At 38.3% G+C, this 19,272-nt stretch carries 16 protein-coding genes and 1 pseudogene; 16 read left to right on the top strand and 1 reads right to left on the bottom strand.

The genetic code is table 11. The features are described from left to right. The first annotated feature begins 1 nt into the window (after position 1). From R2S08_RS25520 to R2S08_RS25450, 15 genes and pseudogenes are all read left to right on the top strand, one after another. Positions 2-1,759, top strand: a complete 1,758-nt coding sequence (locus tag R2S08_RS25520) for a RagB/SusD family nutrient uptake outer membrane protein (protein WP_316837776.1) — start codon at positions 2-4, stop codon at positions 1,757-1,759. A 160-nt stretch (positions 1,760-1,919) separates the two neighbouring features. Next, positions 1,920-2,804, top strand: a complete 885-nt coding sequence (locus tag R2S08_RS25515; protein WP_316837775.1) for an alkaline phosphatase — start codon at positions 1,920-1,922, stop codon at positions 2,802-2,804. 187 nt (positions 2,805-2,991) lie between these two features. After that, the gene (locus R2S08_RS25510; protein ID WP_316837774.1) at positions 2,992-3,399 is read left to right on the top strand and encodes a hypothetical protein; all 408 of its coding nucleotides are present in this window, start codon (positions 2,992-2,994) and stop codon (positions 3,397-3,399) included. Positions 3,400-3,668: 269 nt separating this feature from the next. After that, positions 3,669-5,264 (top strand): endonuclease/exonuclease/phosphatase family protein, encoded by a 1,596-nt coding sequence (locus R2S08_RS25505; protein ID WP_316837773.1) that lies wholly within the window; start codon positions 3,669-3,671, stop codon positions 5,262-5,264. Positions 5,265-5,309: 45 nt separating this feature from the next. Next, positions 5,310-6,635, top strand: coding sequence for a hypothetical protein (locus R2S08_RS25500; RefSeq protein WP_316837772.1), 1,326 nt, complete (start codon positions 5,310-5,312; stop codon positions 6,633-6,635). Positions 6,636-6,751: 116 nt separating this feature from the next. Continuing rightward, entirely contained in the window at positions 6,752-7,330 is a 579-nt protein-coding gene (locus tag R2S08_RS25495; protein ID WP_316837771.1) for an RNA polymerase sigma-70 factor, read from the top strand. Positions 7,331-7,407: 77 nt separating this feature from the next. Next, positions 7,408-8,541: a FecR family protein gene (locus R2S08_RS25490; protein WP_316837770.1), complete on the top strand. Its 1,134-nt coding sequence runs from the start codon at positions 7,408-7,410 to the stop codon at positions 8,539-8,541. A gap of 161 nt (positions 8,542-8,702) precedes the next feature. Further along, positions 8,703-12,092 (top strand): SusC/RagA family TonB-linked outer membrane protein, encoded by a 3,390-nt coding sequence (locus R2S08_RS25485; protein ID WP_316837769.1) that lies wholly within the window; start codon positions 8,703-8,705, stop codon positions 12,090-12,092. 12 nt (positions 12,093-12,104) lie between these two features. Next, positions 12,105-13,541 (top strand): RagB/SusD family nutrient uptake outer membrane protein, encoded by a 1,437-nt coding sequence (locus R2S08_RS25480; RefSeq protein WP_316837768.1) that lies wholly within the window; start codon positions 12,105-12,107, stop codon positions 13,539-13,541. 18 nt (positions 13,542-13,559) lie between these two features. Continuing rightward, complete coding sequence (locus tag R2S08_RS25475) at positions 13,560-14,363, top strand: DUF4843 domain-containing protein (protein ID WP_316837767.1); 804 nt, start codon at positions 13,560-13,562, stop codon at positions 14,361-14,363. A gap of 29 nt (positions 14,364-14,392) precedes the next feature. Next, entirely contained in the window at positions 14,393-15,943 is a 1,551-nt protein-coding gene (locus tag R2S08_RS25470; protein WP_316837766.1) for a PKD-like family lipoprotein, read from the top strand. Positions 15,944-15,986: 43 nt separating this feature from the next. After that, a complete protein-coding gene (locus R2S08_RS25465; protein ID WP_316837765.1) occupies positions 15,987-17,375 on the top strand; it encodes a TlpA disulfide reductase family protein in 1,389 nt (462 codons plus the stop codon). Positions 17,376-17,568: 193 nt separating this feature from the next. Continuing rightward, positions 17,569-17,640, top strand: a pseudogene (locus R2S08_RS25460) (transcriptional regulator); the annotation flags it as partial. A 42-nt stretch (positions 17,641-17,682) separates the two neighbouring features. Next, positions 17,683-18,165 carry an SRPBCC domain-containing protein gene (locus tag R2S08_RS25455; protein ID WP_316837764.1) on the top strand — a complete coding sequence of 161 codons (483 nt, stop codon included), beginning with the start codon at positions 17,683-17,685 and terminating at the stop codon, positions 18,163-18,165. Between the two features lie 175 nt (positions 18,166-18,340). Beyond that, complete coding sequence (locus R2S08_RS25450; protein ID WP_316837763.1) at positions 18,341-18,742, top strand: VOC family protein; 402 nt, start codon at positions 18,341-18,343, stop codon at positions 18,740-18,742. Between the two features lie 33 nt (positions 18,743-18,775). Here R2S08_RS25450 and R2S08_RS28915 read toward each other — a convergent pair whose 3' ends face one another. Then, positions 18,776-19,084 carry an acyltransferase family protein gene (locus tag R2S08_RS28915; protein WP_410479540.1) on the bottom strand — a complete coding sequence of 103 codons (309 nt, stop codon included), beginning with the start codon at positions 19,082-19,084 and terminating at the stop codon, positions 18,776-18,778. Here R2S08_RS28915 and R2S08_RS25445 point away from each other — a divergent pair. Further along, complete coding sequence (locus R2S08_RS25445) at positions 19,011-19,259, top strand: hypothetical protein (RefSeq protein WP_316837762.1); 249 nt, start codon at positions 19,011-19,013, stop codon at positions 19,257-19,259. The genes R2S08_RS28915 and R2S08_RS25445 overlap by 74 nt on opposite strands. Positions 19,260-19,272 lie beyond the last annotated feature (13 nt).

The raw sequence follows: 19,272 nt of genomic DNA, 5'->3' as shown, positions 1-19,272 counted from the left end.
GATGAAAAAGATTGATATATATATGTTATTAGGTGTGGTGATAAGTATCTTATCCTTATACTCCTGTAAAAAAGATAGTTTTCTTACCAGGTATCCGGTGTCAAACTTAACAGCACAAAACTTTTTTGCAAATGCCAATGATTTGAATACTTATTGCAACGGATTGTATTCTTACCTGCCGGGCAGTAATTCAATAGCATTGGGCGATCAGCAAAGCGATAATTATGAAAGTAACCCCTTTAATAAGGTTGTGGCTGGCCAGATCACGCTGCCCACAAGCGCTAGTCAAGCAGGGTGGACCTGGAGTTATTTACGCCAGGTAAATTATTTTTTACAGAATTATCAAAAAGCAAATGCTTCGGATGCTGTAAAAAAACACTACGCGGGAGTAGCCCGCTTTTTCAGGGCATGGTTTTATTTTGATATGGTAAAACGCTTTGGTGATGTGCCATGGTACGGATCGACCATACTGCCAAATGACGATGGAGATTTATACAAAGCAAGGGATACCAGGCAACTGGTAATGGATTCTGTGATGTCCGATCTTACTTATGCGGTTAATAATGTTAATGCGACGGGACTTTCGGGTACCATCACTAAATGGACAGCAGAGGCTTTGCTGGCAAGAGCCGCATTGCATGAGGGAACGTTTCGGGAATATAGGGGAATAGCGGGTTGGCAATCCCTTTTACAAACTGCCAGCAGCGCTGCGCAGGCAGTGATACAAAGTAATACTTTTAAATTATACACTACCGGAAACCCAAACAAAGATTACTTAAATTTATTTTTATTTTATTCACCCACTGATCCGCAAAATACAGAAGTAATATTAGGCTATTATTACAGTAATACCCTGCATGTTACTAACGCGCTTGATGGCAATATGAGAGCTTACGGCTTGAGTTTGTCGAAAGGGCTGATGAATTCATATCTGACGGCAAATGGTATTCCTTTCACTTCGACACCGGGATACGCAACCCAGATGATCACACAAGAATTTAATAACCGTGATCCAAGGATGGCGCAAACTGCATTACAACCTACGGTAGTCTATGGTGATTTGAAAGGGACACAAACATTGGGTTTTGCGCCCACGGGCTATGCGCAGATAAAATACTATGATCCTACTACACCTACCTACAATACTAATTATAATGCCGCAATAGATTTTCGATATGGAGAGATCCTACTCATTTATGCAGAGGCAAAAGCTGAGTTAGCTAATGGTGGAACAGGAAGCTTTACACAGACTGATTTGGATATGTCGATTAATTTACTTCGCGATAGGGTAGGTATGCCACACTTGCTGATGAATGTACCATTAGATCCCGCATTGGCTGTAAATTATCCAGGTGTAACGGGTTCACTACAAAATGTAATCCTTGAAATCCGGCGTGAACGGAGAGTAGAGCTGGCTTGTGAAAATTTCCGTTATGATGATTTGATGAGATGGAAGGCGGGGGCGCTATTGGCGCAGCAATTTCTAGGGATGTATTTTCCAGGATTAGGAACCTATGATTTGAATGGCGATGGACAACCGGATGTAGCTGTGGTAACAAGCAAACCAGCTAACCCGGTATCAGGTGTTTCTTATTTTGTTATAGGATCAAATATTTACTTATCTAATGGTAATAGCGGGAACGTGGTCGTTAATCCAACCCTTGTAAAGACGTTTACAGATCCTAAAAATTATTATTTTCCTTTACCAACTACGGAGTTATTAATCAACAAAAATTTAAAACAGAATCCGGGTTGGTAATAATTTCCAGAACATTTAAAGTTAATTAGATAGAACTCCTTTCCCAGGAAAGGAGTTCTATCATTACTTCTGTAAACCCAATTGGGGCTGCTATTGAAAGTGTTGCTAAATAAATGGTTGGAACACAAAATGATCTTAAACTACTAAAATGGTCAATCAAATGAAAAAAATTATTGTTGTCTTTTGTTTTTTCTCTTTTGCTTTGCAACTGAGCGCTCAAGTTAAAAAAGTAAAACATGTTGTTTTAATAGGTTGTGATGGCTTTGGTGCCTATGCTTTGCCAGATGCAAAAATGCCTAATCTTAAAAAAATAATGGAGGAGGGTTCATGGTCGTTAAAAGCAAGGTGTGTAATGCCATCCTCCAGTGCTGATAACTGGGCCTCTATGTTAATGGGGGCAGGAATAACGGAACATGGCTATACAGAATGGAATAGCAAGGTACCCGAGATCCCATCAGTTACCACAACGAAGTATGGGATATTTCCAACTATTTTCAGTGTAATCAGAGATCAAAGACCTTCTGCAAAGACTGCAGTAATATATAGCTGGCAAGGTATTGCTCCACTTATTGAAAAGGATGCTATTGACATTGTTATACCAGGCGGTAAGGCCGGCGACGAGTTCTGTGCGGATACTGCAGCTGCGGTGATTAAAAAGGAGAAGCCATTTTTTACATTCATCCATTTAAGCCAGCCAGATGGAGCAGGTCACGAGATAGGACATCGAACTGCTGCTTATTACGATACGTTGCAAAAAGTAGATGTCAGGATCGGAAAAATTGTACAAGCCGTAAAAGAAGCTGGGATCGCTGATGAAACTATTATTATAGTTACGGCTGATCACGGTGGAATAAACAAGGGACATGGTGGAAAGTCTCTGGACGAAATTCAGATACCATGGATAATTAACGGTGCCGGGATCAAAAAAGATCATGAAATAAAAGACGTTATTATCACTTATGATACCGCCGCCACGATAGCATGGATATTTGGATTGAAAACACCACAAAGTTGGCGTGGCAAAGCTGTGATGGATTGCTTCTAACTGTTTTTTAAAAAATATTTATGCCGATAATCGCCGCGAAAAAGTTTTGATTATACGGTCCTATGCGGGGGGATCAGTAGTATAGAAAAAATATATGCTTCTTTTAGAATAGATCTTATAAATGTGACCAACATAATATTAACCGATAATTTTAATTCCTTTAATTATAAACCTTAAATCCAGAAGTATGAAAAAGTTAATTTTTAGTCTGTTAGTTGTATGTACACTAACTGCATTTTCAAGTGAAAAAATGATAAATGTAGTACCCGGTTCAAATTTGCAAACATCATCAAAGTCATTGGTAACCATAGCACCTGTAACCTATAGAAACCTAAAAGCAAATGCAGGATATCTGGTTATTTATGACATTACTACGGGTCAAACTTATTCAACAAGTCTTGCTCCAACAACAGGAACACTCCCTGTTAATACAGGCATACAATTAGCAATTGGAGATCAATTGGAAGTAACCCTTTACAGTGGTAATGGCGATTCTTCGTTGAAATTTCAGTCTGTTACGCAAACCGGAGTATCTTCTTTGTATATATCATCAATTTATTTTTTACCATCTCCTTCAATGATCGTTATACAATAAGTTAGCTAACAATAGACTTCTTCCATTCGGGAGGAGTCTACCTGTTTGTAAATTTGTAAATCAAGATAATACAAATAAATAATGACGAAAAGATTTTTTACAAGTACTTTTCTTGCTGAAAGTCAAATGAATCTTATACTTTGATGGAAAAGAACCTGTTAATTATGGAAATAATAAGGGCAGAATATTTTTGAAGCTAAATGAATCCAAACTAAATAGTCTGTATACCATTATGCAAATTGAACTAAAATAGACGGGAGTTAAACAATATGAAATTAAAAATATCACTAAGTCTAATCTTACTTCTAGCTCTTCTGAGGGTAGAGGCCCAGAAACCTTCGTTGTACTTGAATTTTGATGAGTTCAATGTTAAGGAAAAAATAACCAGGAAAGACAGCGCATATTATACTGCAGATCTTCAGCAATCTCAATATGCGAAAGGTTTAAGCGGTAGAGCATTGGATCTGTCTGCAAATGCGATTTTGAGAAGACCTGTTCAGCTGGATAAAAAAGATTTACCTGGATTTTCCGAAAAGGCTTCTTTTTCCGTGCAGATTTGGGTAAAGACATTACCCAATGCTCATATGGGTACTCCTGTGATGGGAAATAAAATTGCTGATGACTATACAAAAATTGGCTGGCAGATTTATTCCCAAGACAATGGAGCCTGGGCATTGACACTAAATGATGGTAAACATAGGTATGATTATAAACCTACTGCAGAACGACAACGCATAAATGACGGCCAATGGCATCAGATCGTTGTTTCCCTCGATCGAAACAGACACGAGGTTTGGTTGTATCTGGATGGGAGAAATACAGCGATTTACAATACTCCAGATCTTGGGAGTTTAGAAACCACATTTTCAACGATTGTTGGTGGATCTGATGAAAAGTGGGAGTATGGATCTAATTCCCAATGGAATGCTTTCAATGGTTTCATTGATGAGGTAAAAGTATGGAATGGAGCCATTACGAGCGCAGAGGTAGAAAAACAATATTTACAGTTTTTTCCGGATGCCCTCAAGAAGGAAGAAGTAATTGATCCCAGCCATTTAAAAATTCTGTCCTGGAACATATGGCACGGGGGACATCGCACCGGACAAGCAGTTGGACTTGAACGTGTGATTGAAATTATTAAATCCAGCAAGGCCGATATTGTTGGTCTTGTAGAAACCTATGGTTCAGGAGAAACCATTGCTGATTCATTAGGGTACTATTTTTATCTGATCAGCTCAAATCTTTCTATTATGAGCCGTTATCCAATCGCAGAAACCATCAGGGAATTTCATCCCAGTAATTTTGGTGGGGTAAAACTAACATTAGGTCCAAACAGAAAGCTTGTTTATTTTAACACCTGGCTTAATTACCTGCCGGATGTTGATGCAAGCATCAGAGAGAAAAACGAAAGCCCGGAACAGCTGGTTGCTGATGAAGGTGCTACCCGCCATGCGGAAATAAAACAAATACTTGAAAAAATTGATCCCTATCTTAAAAACGCTGATAATTTGCCTGTAATTATGGCTGGAGATTTTAATATGGGCTCGCATTTGGACTGGATATCGGAAACCAAAGCAATCCATTACAATCGAAAGGTAGAATGGCCAGAAAGTAAGGAAATGCTAAAAGCAGGGTTTTCAGACAGCTACAGAGAACTTCATATCAATCCTTTACTGGATCCTGGCCTAACCTGGGGAGTGAGAGCGGCTACAACTACCGGTTTGTATGGGGTAAGAGATAGGATCGACTTTATTTATTACAAAGGACGAAAGCTTAATCCAATAGAGTCGAAAGTGATCGATTATCACAGGGTCGTGTTTCCTTCAGATCATGCTGCAATAGAGGCTATCTTTCAGTTAAAATAGAGAATGTTTATGGCAGAATTAAACAGACCATTTAAATTTAAAGATATGAAATTACAAAGAATTAAAAATACCTCACTTTTCATTTTAGTAATGTTCTTTCTGGGAATTGCATCTTGTTCCAAAGAAGACAAATTGACTATTGCACCACTTCCAGAAGTAGTGTCAGATAGTAAAAGTCCATCTGCAGCAATTCTGACAGATTTGTTTCGAAATTCCTATCGGGTTTATGAAATGCAGCGCAATTCAAAGGGAATTTATAGAGATTCAAAACTTTTTAGCGGAACAGACTACCATCCAGCATCGGTAGCCAATATTGGGATCGGACTCACCTCACTTTGTATTGCTGATAAAATGGGTTGGATTTCCAATGGCAGTCAACAGGTCATTACAACATTAAAGACCGTACTGGGCTATAACAGTACTTTTCACTTGGATGTAAACACAGCGGGTTTCCCACGTCATTTTGTTGATATGGAAACAGGAGTTCAAGCCTGGAGTTCAGAATACAGTACAATTGATGCTGCCATAATGGTTTCAGGAGCATTATTTTGCAAGAAATATTTCAGTACAAATACGATTATTGGCAATCTTGCTGACTCGTTATATAAATCCATCAACTGGTCAAAAGCTATAGCCAATTCATCAACAGGAAAAATATACCTTTCTCTTGATGCAAACGGAAATGGAGTAGGAACGACAGCCGCCTATAATGAATATATGATTGTAGCCTATCTGGCCTATAAAGCTGAAAATGGAAATGGAGGACCTGCTACGACTTTATGGAATAACTTCTATGCCAATACTACAAATTTACCCAAGTCAAATTATTGGGGATATGAGGTCTTGACTGACAATCCGACTTCCTTTCTTTCTGATTTCATTCCACAATTCTGCTATTACTTATGTCATCCTTATGCGGCAAATACACAGTACATGACTTATATGAATAGCTCCATGCAGGCAGATAAAAAATGGTGGACCTTTACGAGTGGCCTGTCATCTTATGAATGGGGATTAGGCGCTGGTACTGCACCTTCGGGCTATCATGCCGACCGAATTGATGACAATGCCGATAAAGTTGTTTCTCCGCATATTATAAGTGGTTTCATCCCCATTAATTCAACCGCAAAAGATGATCTGGTGAGTTTGTATAATGCCAACAAAGGTATTTATACACTTCCTGGAACTTCTTATAAAATATTATGGAGGTACAGTACTGCAAATTTATCCTGGAAAGCTGCTGAAGTTCAGGGAATTGATTATTCGTCTATGCTTTTTGGACTAGCCTCTTTATCAGTTAATTGTGGTACAACATTTTTCAGTACTAATAATTATTACAATTTTCCCGTTTATTCATTTCTACCTCTTTAATTGTAAAGTCGCCCAATTTAATTATCAGGGTATAAAATCAAGAGCACAGATATAATACTAAACAGAAGTTAGTTTTTATTAACTTATGTTTAGTATTTGTATATTTGGCCCTATAAATGCAAGAAGTAGATTTAAAACATATTCCGGATGACGAGCTATTGACGCTGTTTAAAGCGGGCGATCGGACGGCGTATGAACAGATCTATAACCGATATTGGGCAATTATGTATGTTTATGCCAGGAAGGTAATGTCTGATGCCGATGATGCACAAGATATTGTTCAGGAAGTGTTTACTTATTTGTGGCACAAAGGGGCCACGCTGATGATCAATTCTCTTTCTACTTATTTATACACTGCAGTGCGGTACAGGATATTCGACTTACTTGATCATAAAAAAGTAAGGACCGATTATAAATTGTATTTACAGCAATTCATTGACGAGGGTGAATATATTACAGATGATGAACTTCGCATAAAAGAACTCACAGCGGTTATAGAAAATGAAGTTTCGCAATTACCTTCAAAAATGAGAGAGATGTTTGAACTCAGTCGCAATCAAGGGCTCTCTCATAAAGAAATCGCTGAAAAATTAGGTGTTTCTGATTTAACAGTTAAGAAGCAAGTGAGTAATGCAGTAAAAATCCTGAAAACTAAATTGAAGCTGTTTTCGATTTTTATCAGCATTAATTTCTAATACTAAAAAAAAATCTACTCCTAGGTGCCTAGTTAACCTACATATGGTTAAAGCAGTGCTATGGAGCTGCCCGAACTATGAAAAACAACTATAAGGCAGAGGATTTACTAAAGAAATATAAAGCTGGCACTTGTACAGATCAAGAAAAAGCTATTATAGAAAGCTGGCACATTAAAGAACTTCATAAAAGCAATTTTATGCCAGATGAGGAAGAGCTTGAATATGCGGGCAAAGCCATTTGGGAAGCGCTTCCTGTTCATCATACAGATCAAAAAAGCAAGACCAGGTTGTTATGGATAAAATATTCAGCTGCGGCCTCTATCATCTTAATGTTATCTGGGGCCTATTATATGCTCCGGTTTAAAGAAGACAAACCTGCATCGCAGGTTAACCAGGCAGAAAGATATAGGAATGATGTGAAGCCAGGAGGTAATAAAGCCGTATTAACTCTGGCTAACGGTCAAGTATTGGTGCTTGAGGATACTAAAGCTGGCCTGTTGGCAAATGAAGGAAAAACAAGTATCCATAAAACAACGAATGGAGAACTCATCTATAACTCTGATAAGAAAAGTGCGTTTAACGTTTTGATCAATAAACTCACTACCCCAAAAGGGGGGAAATACCAACTTAGCTTACCAGATGGAACTAAAGTTTGGTTAAATTCTTCCAGCACATTAACTTATCCAACTGCTTTTGTTGGTACCTTCCGGGAAGTACAACTCACTGGAGAAGCGTATTTTGAAGTTGCCAAAAATAAAGACCATCCTTTTAAGGTGCGTTCGGAGCAGCAAATTGTAGAGGTACTGGGAACCCATTTCAATATCAATAACTATCCTTCCGAGGGAAGAACCCGGACAACCTTACTTGAAGGAAGTGTAAAAGTAATTTGGAATGCAAAAGATTATATGCTCAAACCGGGTATGCAGACAGAAATTGGAAGTGAAGTTAAAATTCTGACCGCAGATAGGGATCAGGTAATGGCCTGGATGAATGGTGATTTTGTTTTCAAAGATGAAAATATCAGGAACATTATGCATCAATTAGAGCGCTGGTATGATATCGAAGTCGTTTACCAGGGGAAAATAAGCGATATAAATTTTAATGCAGAAATCTCCAGAAGCAAATCCCTGGTTAAGGTTTTGAGCATGCTGGAAAAAACTGGAAGCGTACATTTTAAGATTGAAGAAAGGAGGGTGATTGTTATGGAGTAATTATACTTTATGGTAATCCTTAAATAGCCAGGAGTGATTGGACCCACTCCTGGCTGATGGCCGGAATACGCTTTACTATGCTAAACACATGAATCAACTAAATTCCAAACCATTCCCTCTAATACCTACAAACCATAGGCAAGGGGGCTAAATTCAAATGTATGAAATTTAATGCGCTAATTAAGCGTGAGAAATTTGTCTGTACGACAAATAAAATACTGCTATATGTGAACTTGATCCTTCGGCAGATCAAAGAAGCAGATAAACGAAAATATATAATGCGAATCAACCTAACCATTATTTTAATGACCAGCTTTTTGCTCCAGGTGAGCGCAGCTGGTTACGCCCAGATCATTAGTCTGGACAAAACGAATGCACCCTTGCAGGAGGTTATAAAAGAAATCAGGAAACAGACTGGATATGATTTTGTATATACTACTCCACAAATGAAAGGCTCAAAACCTGTAACTATTCAAATGGTCAGAGCTTCACTTTCAACTGTTCTGAAGGCCTGTTTTGAAAACCAGCCCTTTACTTATTCTATAGAAGATAAATCCATCATCATTAAAAATAAACCAGTTGAGACTTTCACAAGAAACCAGATGGACCTTGTTGGTCTTATTTTGGATGAAAATGGAAAGCCAATAGCCGGCGCTTCCATTCGGATTAAAGGACTTTCATCAAAAGCCATCGCAAGTAATAGTGAAGGCAAGTTTAAGATATCGATAGAACCAGGTAAAGATATTTTAATGGTTTCTTATGTTGGCTATAAAACACAAGAAATTAAAGTTAAACCCAATCAGACTTCTTTAGAGATCAGAATGGAGGTATTGGAAACTGCGATGAAAGATGTGGTCATCACCGGGATGACTGTAAGGAAGAAAGAAAGTTTTACAGGTGCTACGGCATCATTTACAGGTGATCAGTTAAAAATGCTGGGAAACCAGAATATTGTTCAAAGTTTAAAGACGGTTGATCCTTCTTTTGTGCAGATTGTAAACAACACGTTTGGTTCAAACCCCAATACTTTGCCTACCATTGAACTCCGTGGTCAGACGAGTATCTCAACGGCTGCCCTTCGCGACAAATTTTCTACTGATCCAAATCAGCCCTTGTTTATCCTGGATGGTTTTGAAACTTCATTGAGAGTCATCGTTGATCTGGACATGAATACCATTGCTTCGGTCACTATTCTCAAAGATGCCGCATCAACAGCAATCTATGGGTCAAGGGCTTCTAACGGTGTGGTTGTGGTAGAAACCAAAAAACCACTTCCTGGTAAGATCAGGTTAAGTTATACTGCAGATCTTGCTGTTGAAATGCCAGATCTTTCCTCTTATAACATGATGAATGCCAGTGAAAAGCTCACATTTGAAAAATTAGCCGGCCGTTATACAGGTAAAGCGGACTTTGCTGAAAATCAATTGGCATTAGATAGTATCTATAACAGCAGGCTTAAAGAAGTATTGAAAGGTGTTAATACGTACTGGCTGAATAAACCATTACAGACCGGTTTTTCTCATCGACACTCTGTTGCCGCATCAGGTGGTTCGAATGAGATACGGTATGATATTGGAATGAATATCAGACAAAATAACGCCGCAATGAAAGGCAGTAAACGAGATGACTGGGGTGCGAACCTCAATCTAACCTATCGTTCAGGAATCTTAAACATTGGGAACAGGATTTACATTAGCGGGTCGCAATCAGCAGAATCTCCTTACGGAAGTTTTGACAACTGGGTAAATACAAACCCCTATTATCGGGTGCTTGGACCAGATCAGATGTACCTTGAAAGCACGCCTTCACTTAACGTTCCAAATCCATATTATAACGCCAGCTTAGCAAGCTTTAATACCACTTCCAGTTTCAATGTGCAAAATAATTTTCAGTTGAGTGCTGATTTTACACCTTCATTCAGGTTACAGGCAGGTGCCCAAATCATAAAAAACAGTACAGAAGGTAAGGTGTTTATCAGTCCATTGGATACACAATATGCCGAGGAAACGGATCCTGCCTTAAGAGGATCTTTTACCAATCAAAAGAATGGTCAGGTGAGTTATACTGTTAATGCAGGAATAACCTATGCAAAAGTATTCGGGAAGCTGCATGCGGTAACTTCTTTATTGAGGGGAGAGATTAGTCAGAATAATTCCACATTAAATGGATATCAGGCAATAGGTTTTCCAAATGCAAGTAATGGAAACCCAGCCTTTGCATATGGATTTCCAAGCGGATCTACACCAAGTGCTGCAAATTTATTAACCCGCCGTACCTCATTGGTCGGCTCTGTTAACTATTCCTATGACCAGCGGTATAACATGGATGTAAACTTTAACCTGGATGGTTCCACTGCATTTGGTTCTAACAGACGCTTTGCACCTTATTATGCTATTGGTTTGAGCTGGAACCTACATAAAGAACATTTTCTAAAGGATGTGAGCTGGATTAACAGCCTACGCCTGAGAGGCAACTATGGTTTAACCGGAAACCAGAACTTTGGTAATGTAAGCCAATCTGTGTACAATTATAATGCAGCCATAAATAGTCTTGGTCAGGGTGTTTATTTAAGTGCCCTGGGTGCCCCTGATCTGGAATGGCAGAGTACCAAACAAACCAGTGTAGGTATAGATGCAGCTTTGTTAAACAACAGACTTAATATCCAATTCAATGCCTATCAGAAGGTGACGGATCCGCTGGTAGTGGCCATTACACTTCCAACATCAACAGGTTTAAGTAATTACCCGTTCAATGCAGGGACGTCGACAGTAAAGGGTATAGAAAGTATAGTTTCTTTTTCTCCAATTTACGAACCTGGCACGGTAGTTTGGACATTAGGTGCAACAGGAGCAATGTTAAACCAAAAATACGATCATTTTGACAACAAATTGTCAGGTCTAAATAATGAGTTGCGAAACAGCAATGCATTAACGCGGTATCGAGACGGTTATAGTGCCTATGATTTATGGGCAGTACCTTCCTTAGGGATAGACCCGGCAACTGGCAGAGAAGTTTTCCTGAAGAAAAATGGCCAGCAAACTTTTACATATGATCCAAACGATCAGGTCGTTGTGGGGAGTTCCCGTCCAAAAGCAGAAGGGGTATTCAATACAACCCTTTTTTATAAAGGGTTTAACGCTGGGCTCTACGTACGCTACGTGTTTGGCCGAAAAGCATTTAACGATGCGCTTTATCAAAAAGTAGAAAATATAAGTTATACTGGACTAAGCCAGAACCAGGATAAAAGGGCTTTGTACGACCGTTGGAAGAATCCTGGGGATGTTACAGAATTTAAAGCCATTTCAGCTACAGAGACCACACCTATATCATCCAGGTTTATACAAGATGAAACCTCCTTTAGCGGTGAATCTGTGAACCTGGGGTATGAGTTTAAAAACAGAAAATGGTTGGATAACGCCTGTTTGTCTGCGTTAAGTATAAATGCATATTCCAATGATTTCTTCTATGCTTCTACTGTTAAAGCTGAACGCGGAACAGCTTATCCTTTTGCACGTTCAATTTCCATGAGTATTAGGGCAACCTTCAAATAAATAACGATAACAATGAAAAAAGAACTATATATATACAGCTTACTATTTGGCTTACTCCTTTTAGCCGGATGTAACAAATGGCTTGACGTGAAACCTGAGGATAAGTTTATCGAAGAGCAATTGTATTCGAAACCACAAGGTTTTGCCGATGCATTAAACGGCTTTTATATTAAAAATGGAGATAATGGTATGTACGGGGGCACCCTTACTATGACTACTATGGATGTGCTGGCGCAATTATATGCATTAAGCTCCACAAATACCTATTTCCCTGTATCAAAATACAGTTTTGGAGATACCTATGTTAAAGGAGAAATAGATAGGATCTGGACCAATATGTACTTGAATATTGCAAACGCCAATAAATATCTCCAAAGTTTGGAAACTTATGGCAGCATACTGGACGTAAAAACAAAAAAACGTTATCAGGGGGAAACTTATGGGTTACGTGCGTTTTACTATCTGGATCTCATGCGCATGTTCACCAAAAACTATACAACCGTAGACTCTGTGACAAAGTTTCTGCCTTATTATGACAAACTGGGAAAGGATATTTCGGATTATAAACCCACTAATTTCGTTATGCAAAAGGTACTTGACGATTTGGCTGCGGCAGAGCAGCTATTATTGGAAAGTGACCCGGCAGTGGGACAGTCTATGGTAAGCAGACCTACTACAGGTGTACCTGGCCGTACCTCCCGCAACTATCAGATGAACTATTATGCGGTAAGAGCATTAAAAGCCCGGGCATATTTATGGAAAGGGGATAAAGTTGCAGCATTAAAAGAAGCAAAATTTCTCATTTCTAATCAAAGCAAGTTTCCATGGATTACAGCATCAGATTTAAATGTCCCCGCGATTAGCAATAAGATCTTCTCTACGGAACTCATCTTTGCGGTCGAAAATCCGAAATTGAATGATTTATTCAATGACGTATTTAGTCCAAGTGTGGCTGATGGAAGCATATTAGCAGGAAATACGAGCGGTACATTTATAAACAAAACCATATTTGAAAATCTACCGACCGATTACCGGAGCCAGTACATCTGGAAAGTTGCCGGTAAAGCTTATCCTACTTTTTTTAAATATCAGGATGCTCCAAGCGCGGCATCGCCGGCGAACAGAACTGTACCACTGATCAGGATGGGGGAGATGTATTTAATTGCCGCAGAGTGTGAACCTAATCTGATCAACGCCATTGATGATTTGAACCAACTTCGCATACATAGGAACATTGGTGCACTTCCTTCTACTACAACTCAATCGCAGTTAACCACAAATATCCTTAAAGAATACAGAAGGGAGTTTTATGGAGAGGGCCAATTGTTTTTCTTTTATAAAAGGACCAATGCAATTTCTGTTGTTGCAGCGTCATCTAACGGCAATTTACCGATGAGCGCAGATAATTATGTATTGCCAATTCCTTTATCCGAGACCGGTCCAAGATAGACCTTAGTTAATCAAATCATGATGAAAAAGAAATTGATCTATGTATGCATGTTATTGGTAATCATAACTGCAGCTTGTAAAAAAGAAGATATCCTAACCTACAATGATGAGCTTAGCAAGAATAGCATTTATTTTCCTGCCGCCGAAACCACAAACAATGTAAATATTAGTTTTGGTTATGCAAAAATCAATGTTCAGGATTCTTTACTCAAAATTGTTGTCAGATCTATAGGTTCTGCAACTAATATGGACAGACCATACAATTTGTCCATCTCCGATAGCAGCACATTAAAGGTGAACAGGGATTATAAGCTCTTAAACGAAAAGGCCGTAATCAAAGCAGGAAAAGTGGCCGACACCCTTTTTTTTAAACTATTTCGAACAGAAAATATAAGAAAAGATAGTTTGTTTTTGTATCTGGACTTAAAACCGAATGAGAATTTTACCAATGCTTTTTTAAATAATGACGTTGTTTCCGGTGGTAGAACCCGTAAGCAATATGTTACCCGTTTAAAGATCAAAGTAGATGATATTGCTGGAGCTCCACCCTTTTGGGTGTCTGGCAGCTCTTACGGTAGTTTTACAGAAGACTATCTTGGGGCCTTTAGTACGCTTAAATTTCAGTTGCTGATCAATAGATTTAATTTGAATACAGACGAAATCGTTAAACCAGACTGGTTTATGACCAATTCAAATTACTACAGGTTAATTGGCTGGAGTAATGGCTTAAAGATCTATTTAGATCAAATGGAAGCGAAAGGCACTCCGGTGTATGAAGCCGACGGAGTAACCTTAATGAAAATGGGGCAGTATGCCGAATAAGAAATTTAAATATAACTCATAAAAAAGTGATGAAACATAAATTTAAAACGGGGTTAACAGGGATTTTCTTGCTATTGTCCGTGGTCATTATATCCTGTAAAAAAGATACAGGTAATTATAGTTATAATGATATTAATGAAAGTGCAATTAATGGAATTGATAATGCTTATACCGTTTTGAGGGGCGGCAAGCTATCGATTATGCCAAAATTATCTTTTACAAAAGATAATTCAAATGACACGAGTAAGTATAGTTATCAATGGCTGTCCCTGGATCCTCAAACTATACCTGCAGTATCTAAGGTCCTTGCTACTACCCGTAATCTGGATTGGGTAATCAGCCTCGCGTCTACAAATAAACCTTATACCATTTATTATACTGTAACAGAAAAAAGTACCGGAGTCATTTGGCGGAAGAAATTTGCGTTGCAGATCAATACGGATATTTCGGATGGATGGGTAGTACTAAATGAAATTGATAAAGGGGCGAGGCTGGATTACTTAAATTACGATGCCAAAACAGACAATTTTAACTACTATAAAGACGTGCTCGCTTCTTTCAGTACATTGAAATTAAAAGGTAAACCTCAAATGGTGTACTTTTATCAAAGAAGAGACCTCTACGCCAGTACCTCTCCAAGATCCGTTCTCGTAGGAACAGACCAGAATACTTTTGTGATCAATACGGACGACAACACATTCAGTAAGTACACCGATATCGTTAATACAATGACCAATTATTATCCTCCGGTATACTATGCTAGATCCGTTAGATGCCAGGGGGGTAATTTAAGCTATATGTACGATAACTTAGGCCAACTGTTTTTTGAGAACCCCACATTTGCTATAGTGTACAGCAGCCCAATCAACAAAACAATCACTGGTGAGACCGTAAATATCTCCCCGTTTTACGCAGAAGGCTACCAGCAGGGAATTGATTCTTACGCACTACTATATGATGTGGATAAAAAGAGGTTCATGGAGCACAAAGAGTACGGCACTTCAGTATCTGTTCCGGTTGTGGATGATGCTACGCCTTCCGCGCCTTCTTTATTTGATCCTGGTCATATCGATATGGAGCTCGTATATATGGCCTCTACTACGGCAGTTAGTGCGCAGACTTATGCTTTATTTAAGAATACTGCAGGGAAATTGTTTTTGGCGAGGATAAGTTGTGATGCATATAGTTTCGTGCCTCTGGCATTTGATGAAATTACAAATGCATCTCAAATGGCAGGGGCAACACAATTTGCCATAGACCCTCAGCAAGGGTATTTAATATACACGGTTGGTTCTAAGATATACAGGTATAATGTATTTGATAAATCTAATACAATGGTTCTGGACTATGGATCCAGAAAAATCAGTTTGATTAAATACCAGAAAATGGTTTACAAACCTGACAATGCGAGATATGCCGGGTATGCAACAAAATTAATTGTTTGTACTTATGAGGAGACCAACCCGGATTCTTCAGGGAAAATGGATTTGTATAACGTGCCAAATCTTAACGGAAATTTGTCGGTCTACAAATCATTTGATGGAATGGGGAAGATCATCGACGTTGCTTACAGAGAGTAAACAGACTTTTAGAATATAGAACATTAATCAATAACAACCAGTTATGAATATGAATAAAATAGGCAGCACATTTATCCTTACACTTGGGTCAATGTATGTATTTGCGCAGTCGCCCGTACAAGTTACAGGTTCGATGAACAGAGAAAAGCCAGGTCACGTGAAGCTATTTAAAGTGAGCGATGGCAAGCCAGAGGAAATTGCAGATACAACCCCCAATTTAGCGGGGAAATTCGGATTTGTCTTTTATCCTGAATATGAAGGTTTATACCTTATCGGTACAGGCGGCCAAAACAATCCAAGCGACAATTATACATTTTATTTTAAGCAGGGGGATAAACTTTCTTTAACGCTTAAAGAAAATAATTATGAATTGACGGGTTCATCCAATTCAAAGGAGAATGTGGTTTTAAGAGACTGGTTCAAATTGTCGGAGCCAATTTATCAGAAGTCCATAAATTTCATGAAGGGTGGGGCATCTAGTACTTACGTAGATTTCTTTCCGGACTTAGAAAACGTAGTAGCAAAATCCAGTAACTTTTTGAAAGGAAGGACCACTGGGAATTCTAAATTCGACCATCGTATAAAAGAAATTATTGAGCTTGATCTGGCTAATTATGCATCGAATTTTATAAATACGCCTCGCACGGCGCATCCTTCGTCCGAAGAGTTTAGCAATTATTACAAAGGTTTAAGTATCGTTAAACTGAGTAAAACAGCGGCTAAAATTTACGGATATCCTTGGGGAAAAAGGCTTTTAAATTCTATGTTGATGATCAATATCAGCCAGAAAAAAGTTGCTTATAAGGATGGCGTAGAAGGTTTGGGGGCACTGTTGCCTTTAATCTCGAATGATACTTTAAAGGGAGATTTTGTATTGGAAAGGATGAGCAGGTTGAAGAACTATTCAGAATATATGGCTTATACCAATGTTTTCGGAAAGTACTTTTTGACAGAACAGCTGAAGAAACAACAAAGGGAAATCCTCGCTCCTTTAGCTACCTTAAAACCGGGTGAGGCCGCATTCAATTTTTCTTATCCTGATAAAAATGGAAATATGGTGTCCATGGCTGATTTGAAAGGGAAAGTAGTGTTGGTGGATGTCTGGGCAACTTGGTGCGGACCTTGTAAAGGGGAAATTCCTCATTTAAAGAAACTGGAGGAAGAATTGAAAGGTACAGACGTACAAGTGGTAAGTATTTCTGTAGATGAGGCTAAGGATAAAGAAAAATGGCTAAAGATGGTTAAAGACGAAAATCTTGGTGGGGTACAGTTATTTGCTTCCGGATGGGGAGAGTTAGCTAAGTATTATAAAATTGATGGTATTCCGCGATTTATGGTATTTGATAAAACAGGTAAGATCGTAACAGTTGATTCACCAAGGCCATCTACACCGGAACTTAAAGTTTTACTTGAAAAAACATTAACAAATTAAAATATAACTCTTCTGGTGTATGCTAAATAAGCATACGCCAGGAGTCGTTGATTTAAAAGCGATATCAAATAAAATTTATTCTAATTACTATATAGTCCTTTATCAATAGCAAGCCAGGTAATATAACAAAAGTTTTAAAAAAAATTTCGTAGTCAAATAACTACACTTATATTTGTAGTCAAATAGCTACATAATGAATCTGCGACGAGACGTTTTCCAGGCCATTGCCGACCCCACTAGAAGGACTATTCTGCTATTGGTTGCAATAAATTGGAAACAGTTATGAAAAACTATAAAAACGAATAACATGGAACAAAAAACAAAAATCATTGCCGAAGAAGGCAAGCAGGACTTGATCATTACAAGAGAATTTGATTTGCCGTTGGAATTGCTTTTTAAAGCGCACGCGGAGCCTGAAATTATTGAGCAATGGATGTCGCACAAAAACGGAGCGACGAAAGTGCTGAAACAGGAAAATAAGAAATTCGGTATCTGGCAACTTGAAACAATTGACCCTAACGGTAATAAAGTTTTTGGCGCCAGCGGAGTAACGCTTGAATTTATTCTCAACGAGAAAATTACAAGGACATTTGAAATGGAAAATGCACCTTTTCCTGTTCAACTGGAATTTATCGAATTCGAAAAACTTACGTACAGCACAAGTAGGCTTAAGATGCAAATGATATTTAAATCTGTTGAAATCAGGAATCAACTGCTTAAAATGCCATTTGCCCAGGGCATTAATATGGCGCATGACCGCATACAAGAAATGTTTAACCAACTTAAATAGAAGTCCAGGTGGAAAAGAGGAAGAAAATAGCTTATTGGTTTGCCACAAGGTTAATTTGTTTTTTTCACTATCCCCTATACTTCTTATCTATTGTCGGGTTTTTCAATCATGGAAATAATCGCAATACTCATTGCAAATCAATTACATATCCATTCCTAATTAAAAATATTCTGTTATGAAAAAAAATATCATTTGCTGGTTTGAAATTTATGTAAAAGACATTCATAGAGCCAGAGACTTTTATGCAAGTGTCTTGAGTGAAAAAATCAATGAAGTGGTGGAAACCCCGGGAGGAGCTGGCATTCCAGCATTAAAAATGGCTTCCTTTGCTACAGGCAAAGACAGCAGTATTGTTAGCGGTGCGTTGATAGAAATGGAAGGCACGAAAGCCGGAGACGAAAAAGTAGTAAACACCATTGTATATTTTCCTACCGATGATTGTATTGCGAGTGAGAAAAAAGTCGCAGCAGCTGGTGGCAAAATTTTAAAATCCAAATTTCCAGTGGATGCGCCGGGCTATTGCAGTTTATGTCTTGATACCGAGGGCAATCCCATTGGTTTTTTTTCATGGATGTAATTGAGAGAAATACGAACAGCTAATTTTTACAAATCAATCTCTTGAGGGAATAAACGTATATCGGGTTTTCAATTTTAAAAATTGCTTCTCAAAATAATTGTACGATAGCATAGCTATGGTTACCGTTATAAGAAATGCAATAACAAGCCCTATTTCATTTTTCCATTCATGCAAACCTATTTTATCGCTAAAAGTTGATAATTCATCCTTGAAAATTTTATATACTATCCAATATATTGTTATATGAACAACATACATTCCATAAGATATGCGTCCAAGATACGCTAATGCAGAAGGCATGCGTTTTGCAGATGACCCAAACAATGAAAAAAAGAAGGACATTACACCTACAAGTATCAAAAACCAACCACCTGTAGCTTGTGAAATTGTGGCAAGGTGTGGGGAGTCTGCATTGACCTTCTTTTCATTTCGTAAAACAATTAATCTGGACAATTTTTTGATAAATAACTTAGTGGTTTTCTACCTGAAAGTACATCCTGCACCTCATCCCATTTAGGTCTTAAAATCTC

This window comes from Pedobacter nutrimenti, from assembly GCF_032678445.1.
GTDB lineage: Bacteria > Bacteroidota > Bacteroidia > Sphingobacteriales > Sphingobacteriaceae > Pedobacter > Pedobacter nutrimenti_A.
Note: the sequence above shows the minus strand (reverse complement) of the source record. Positions and strands in the feature narration are given on the sequence as shown.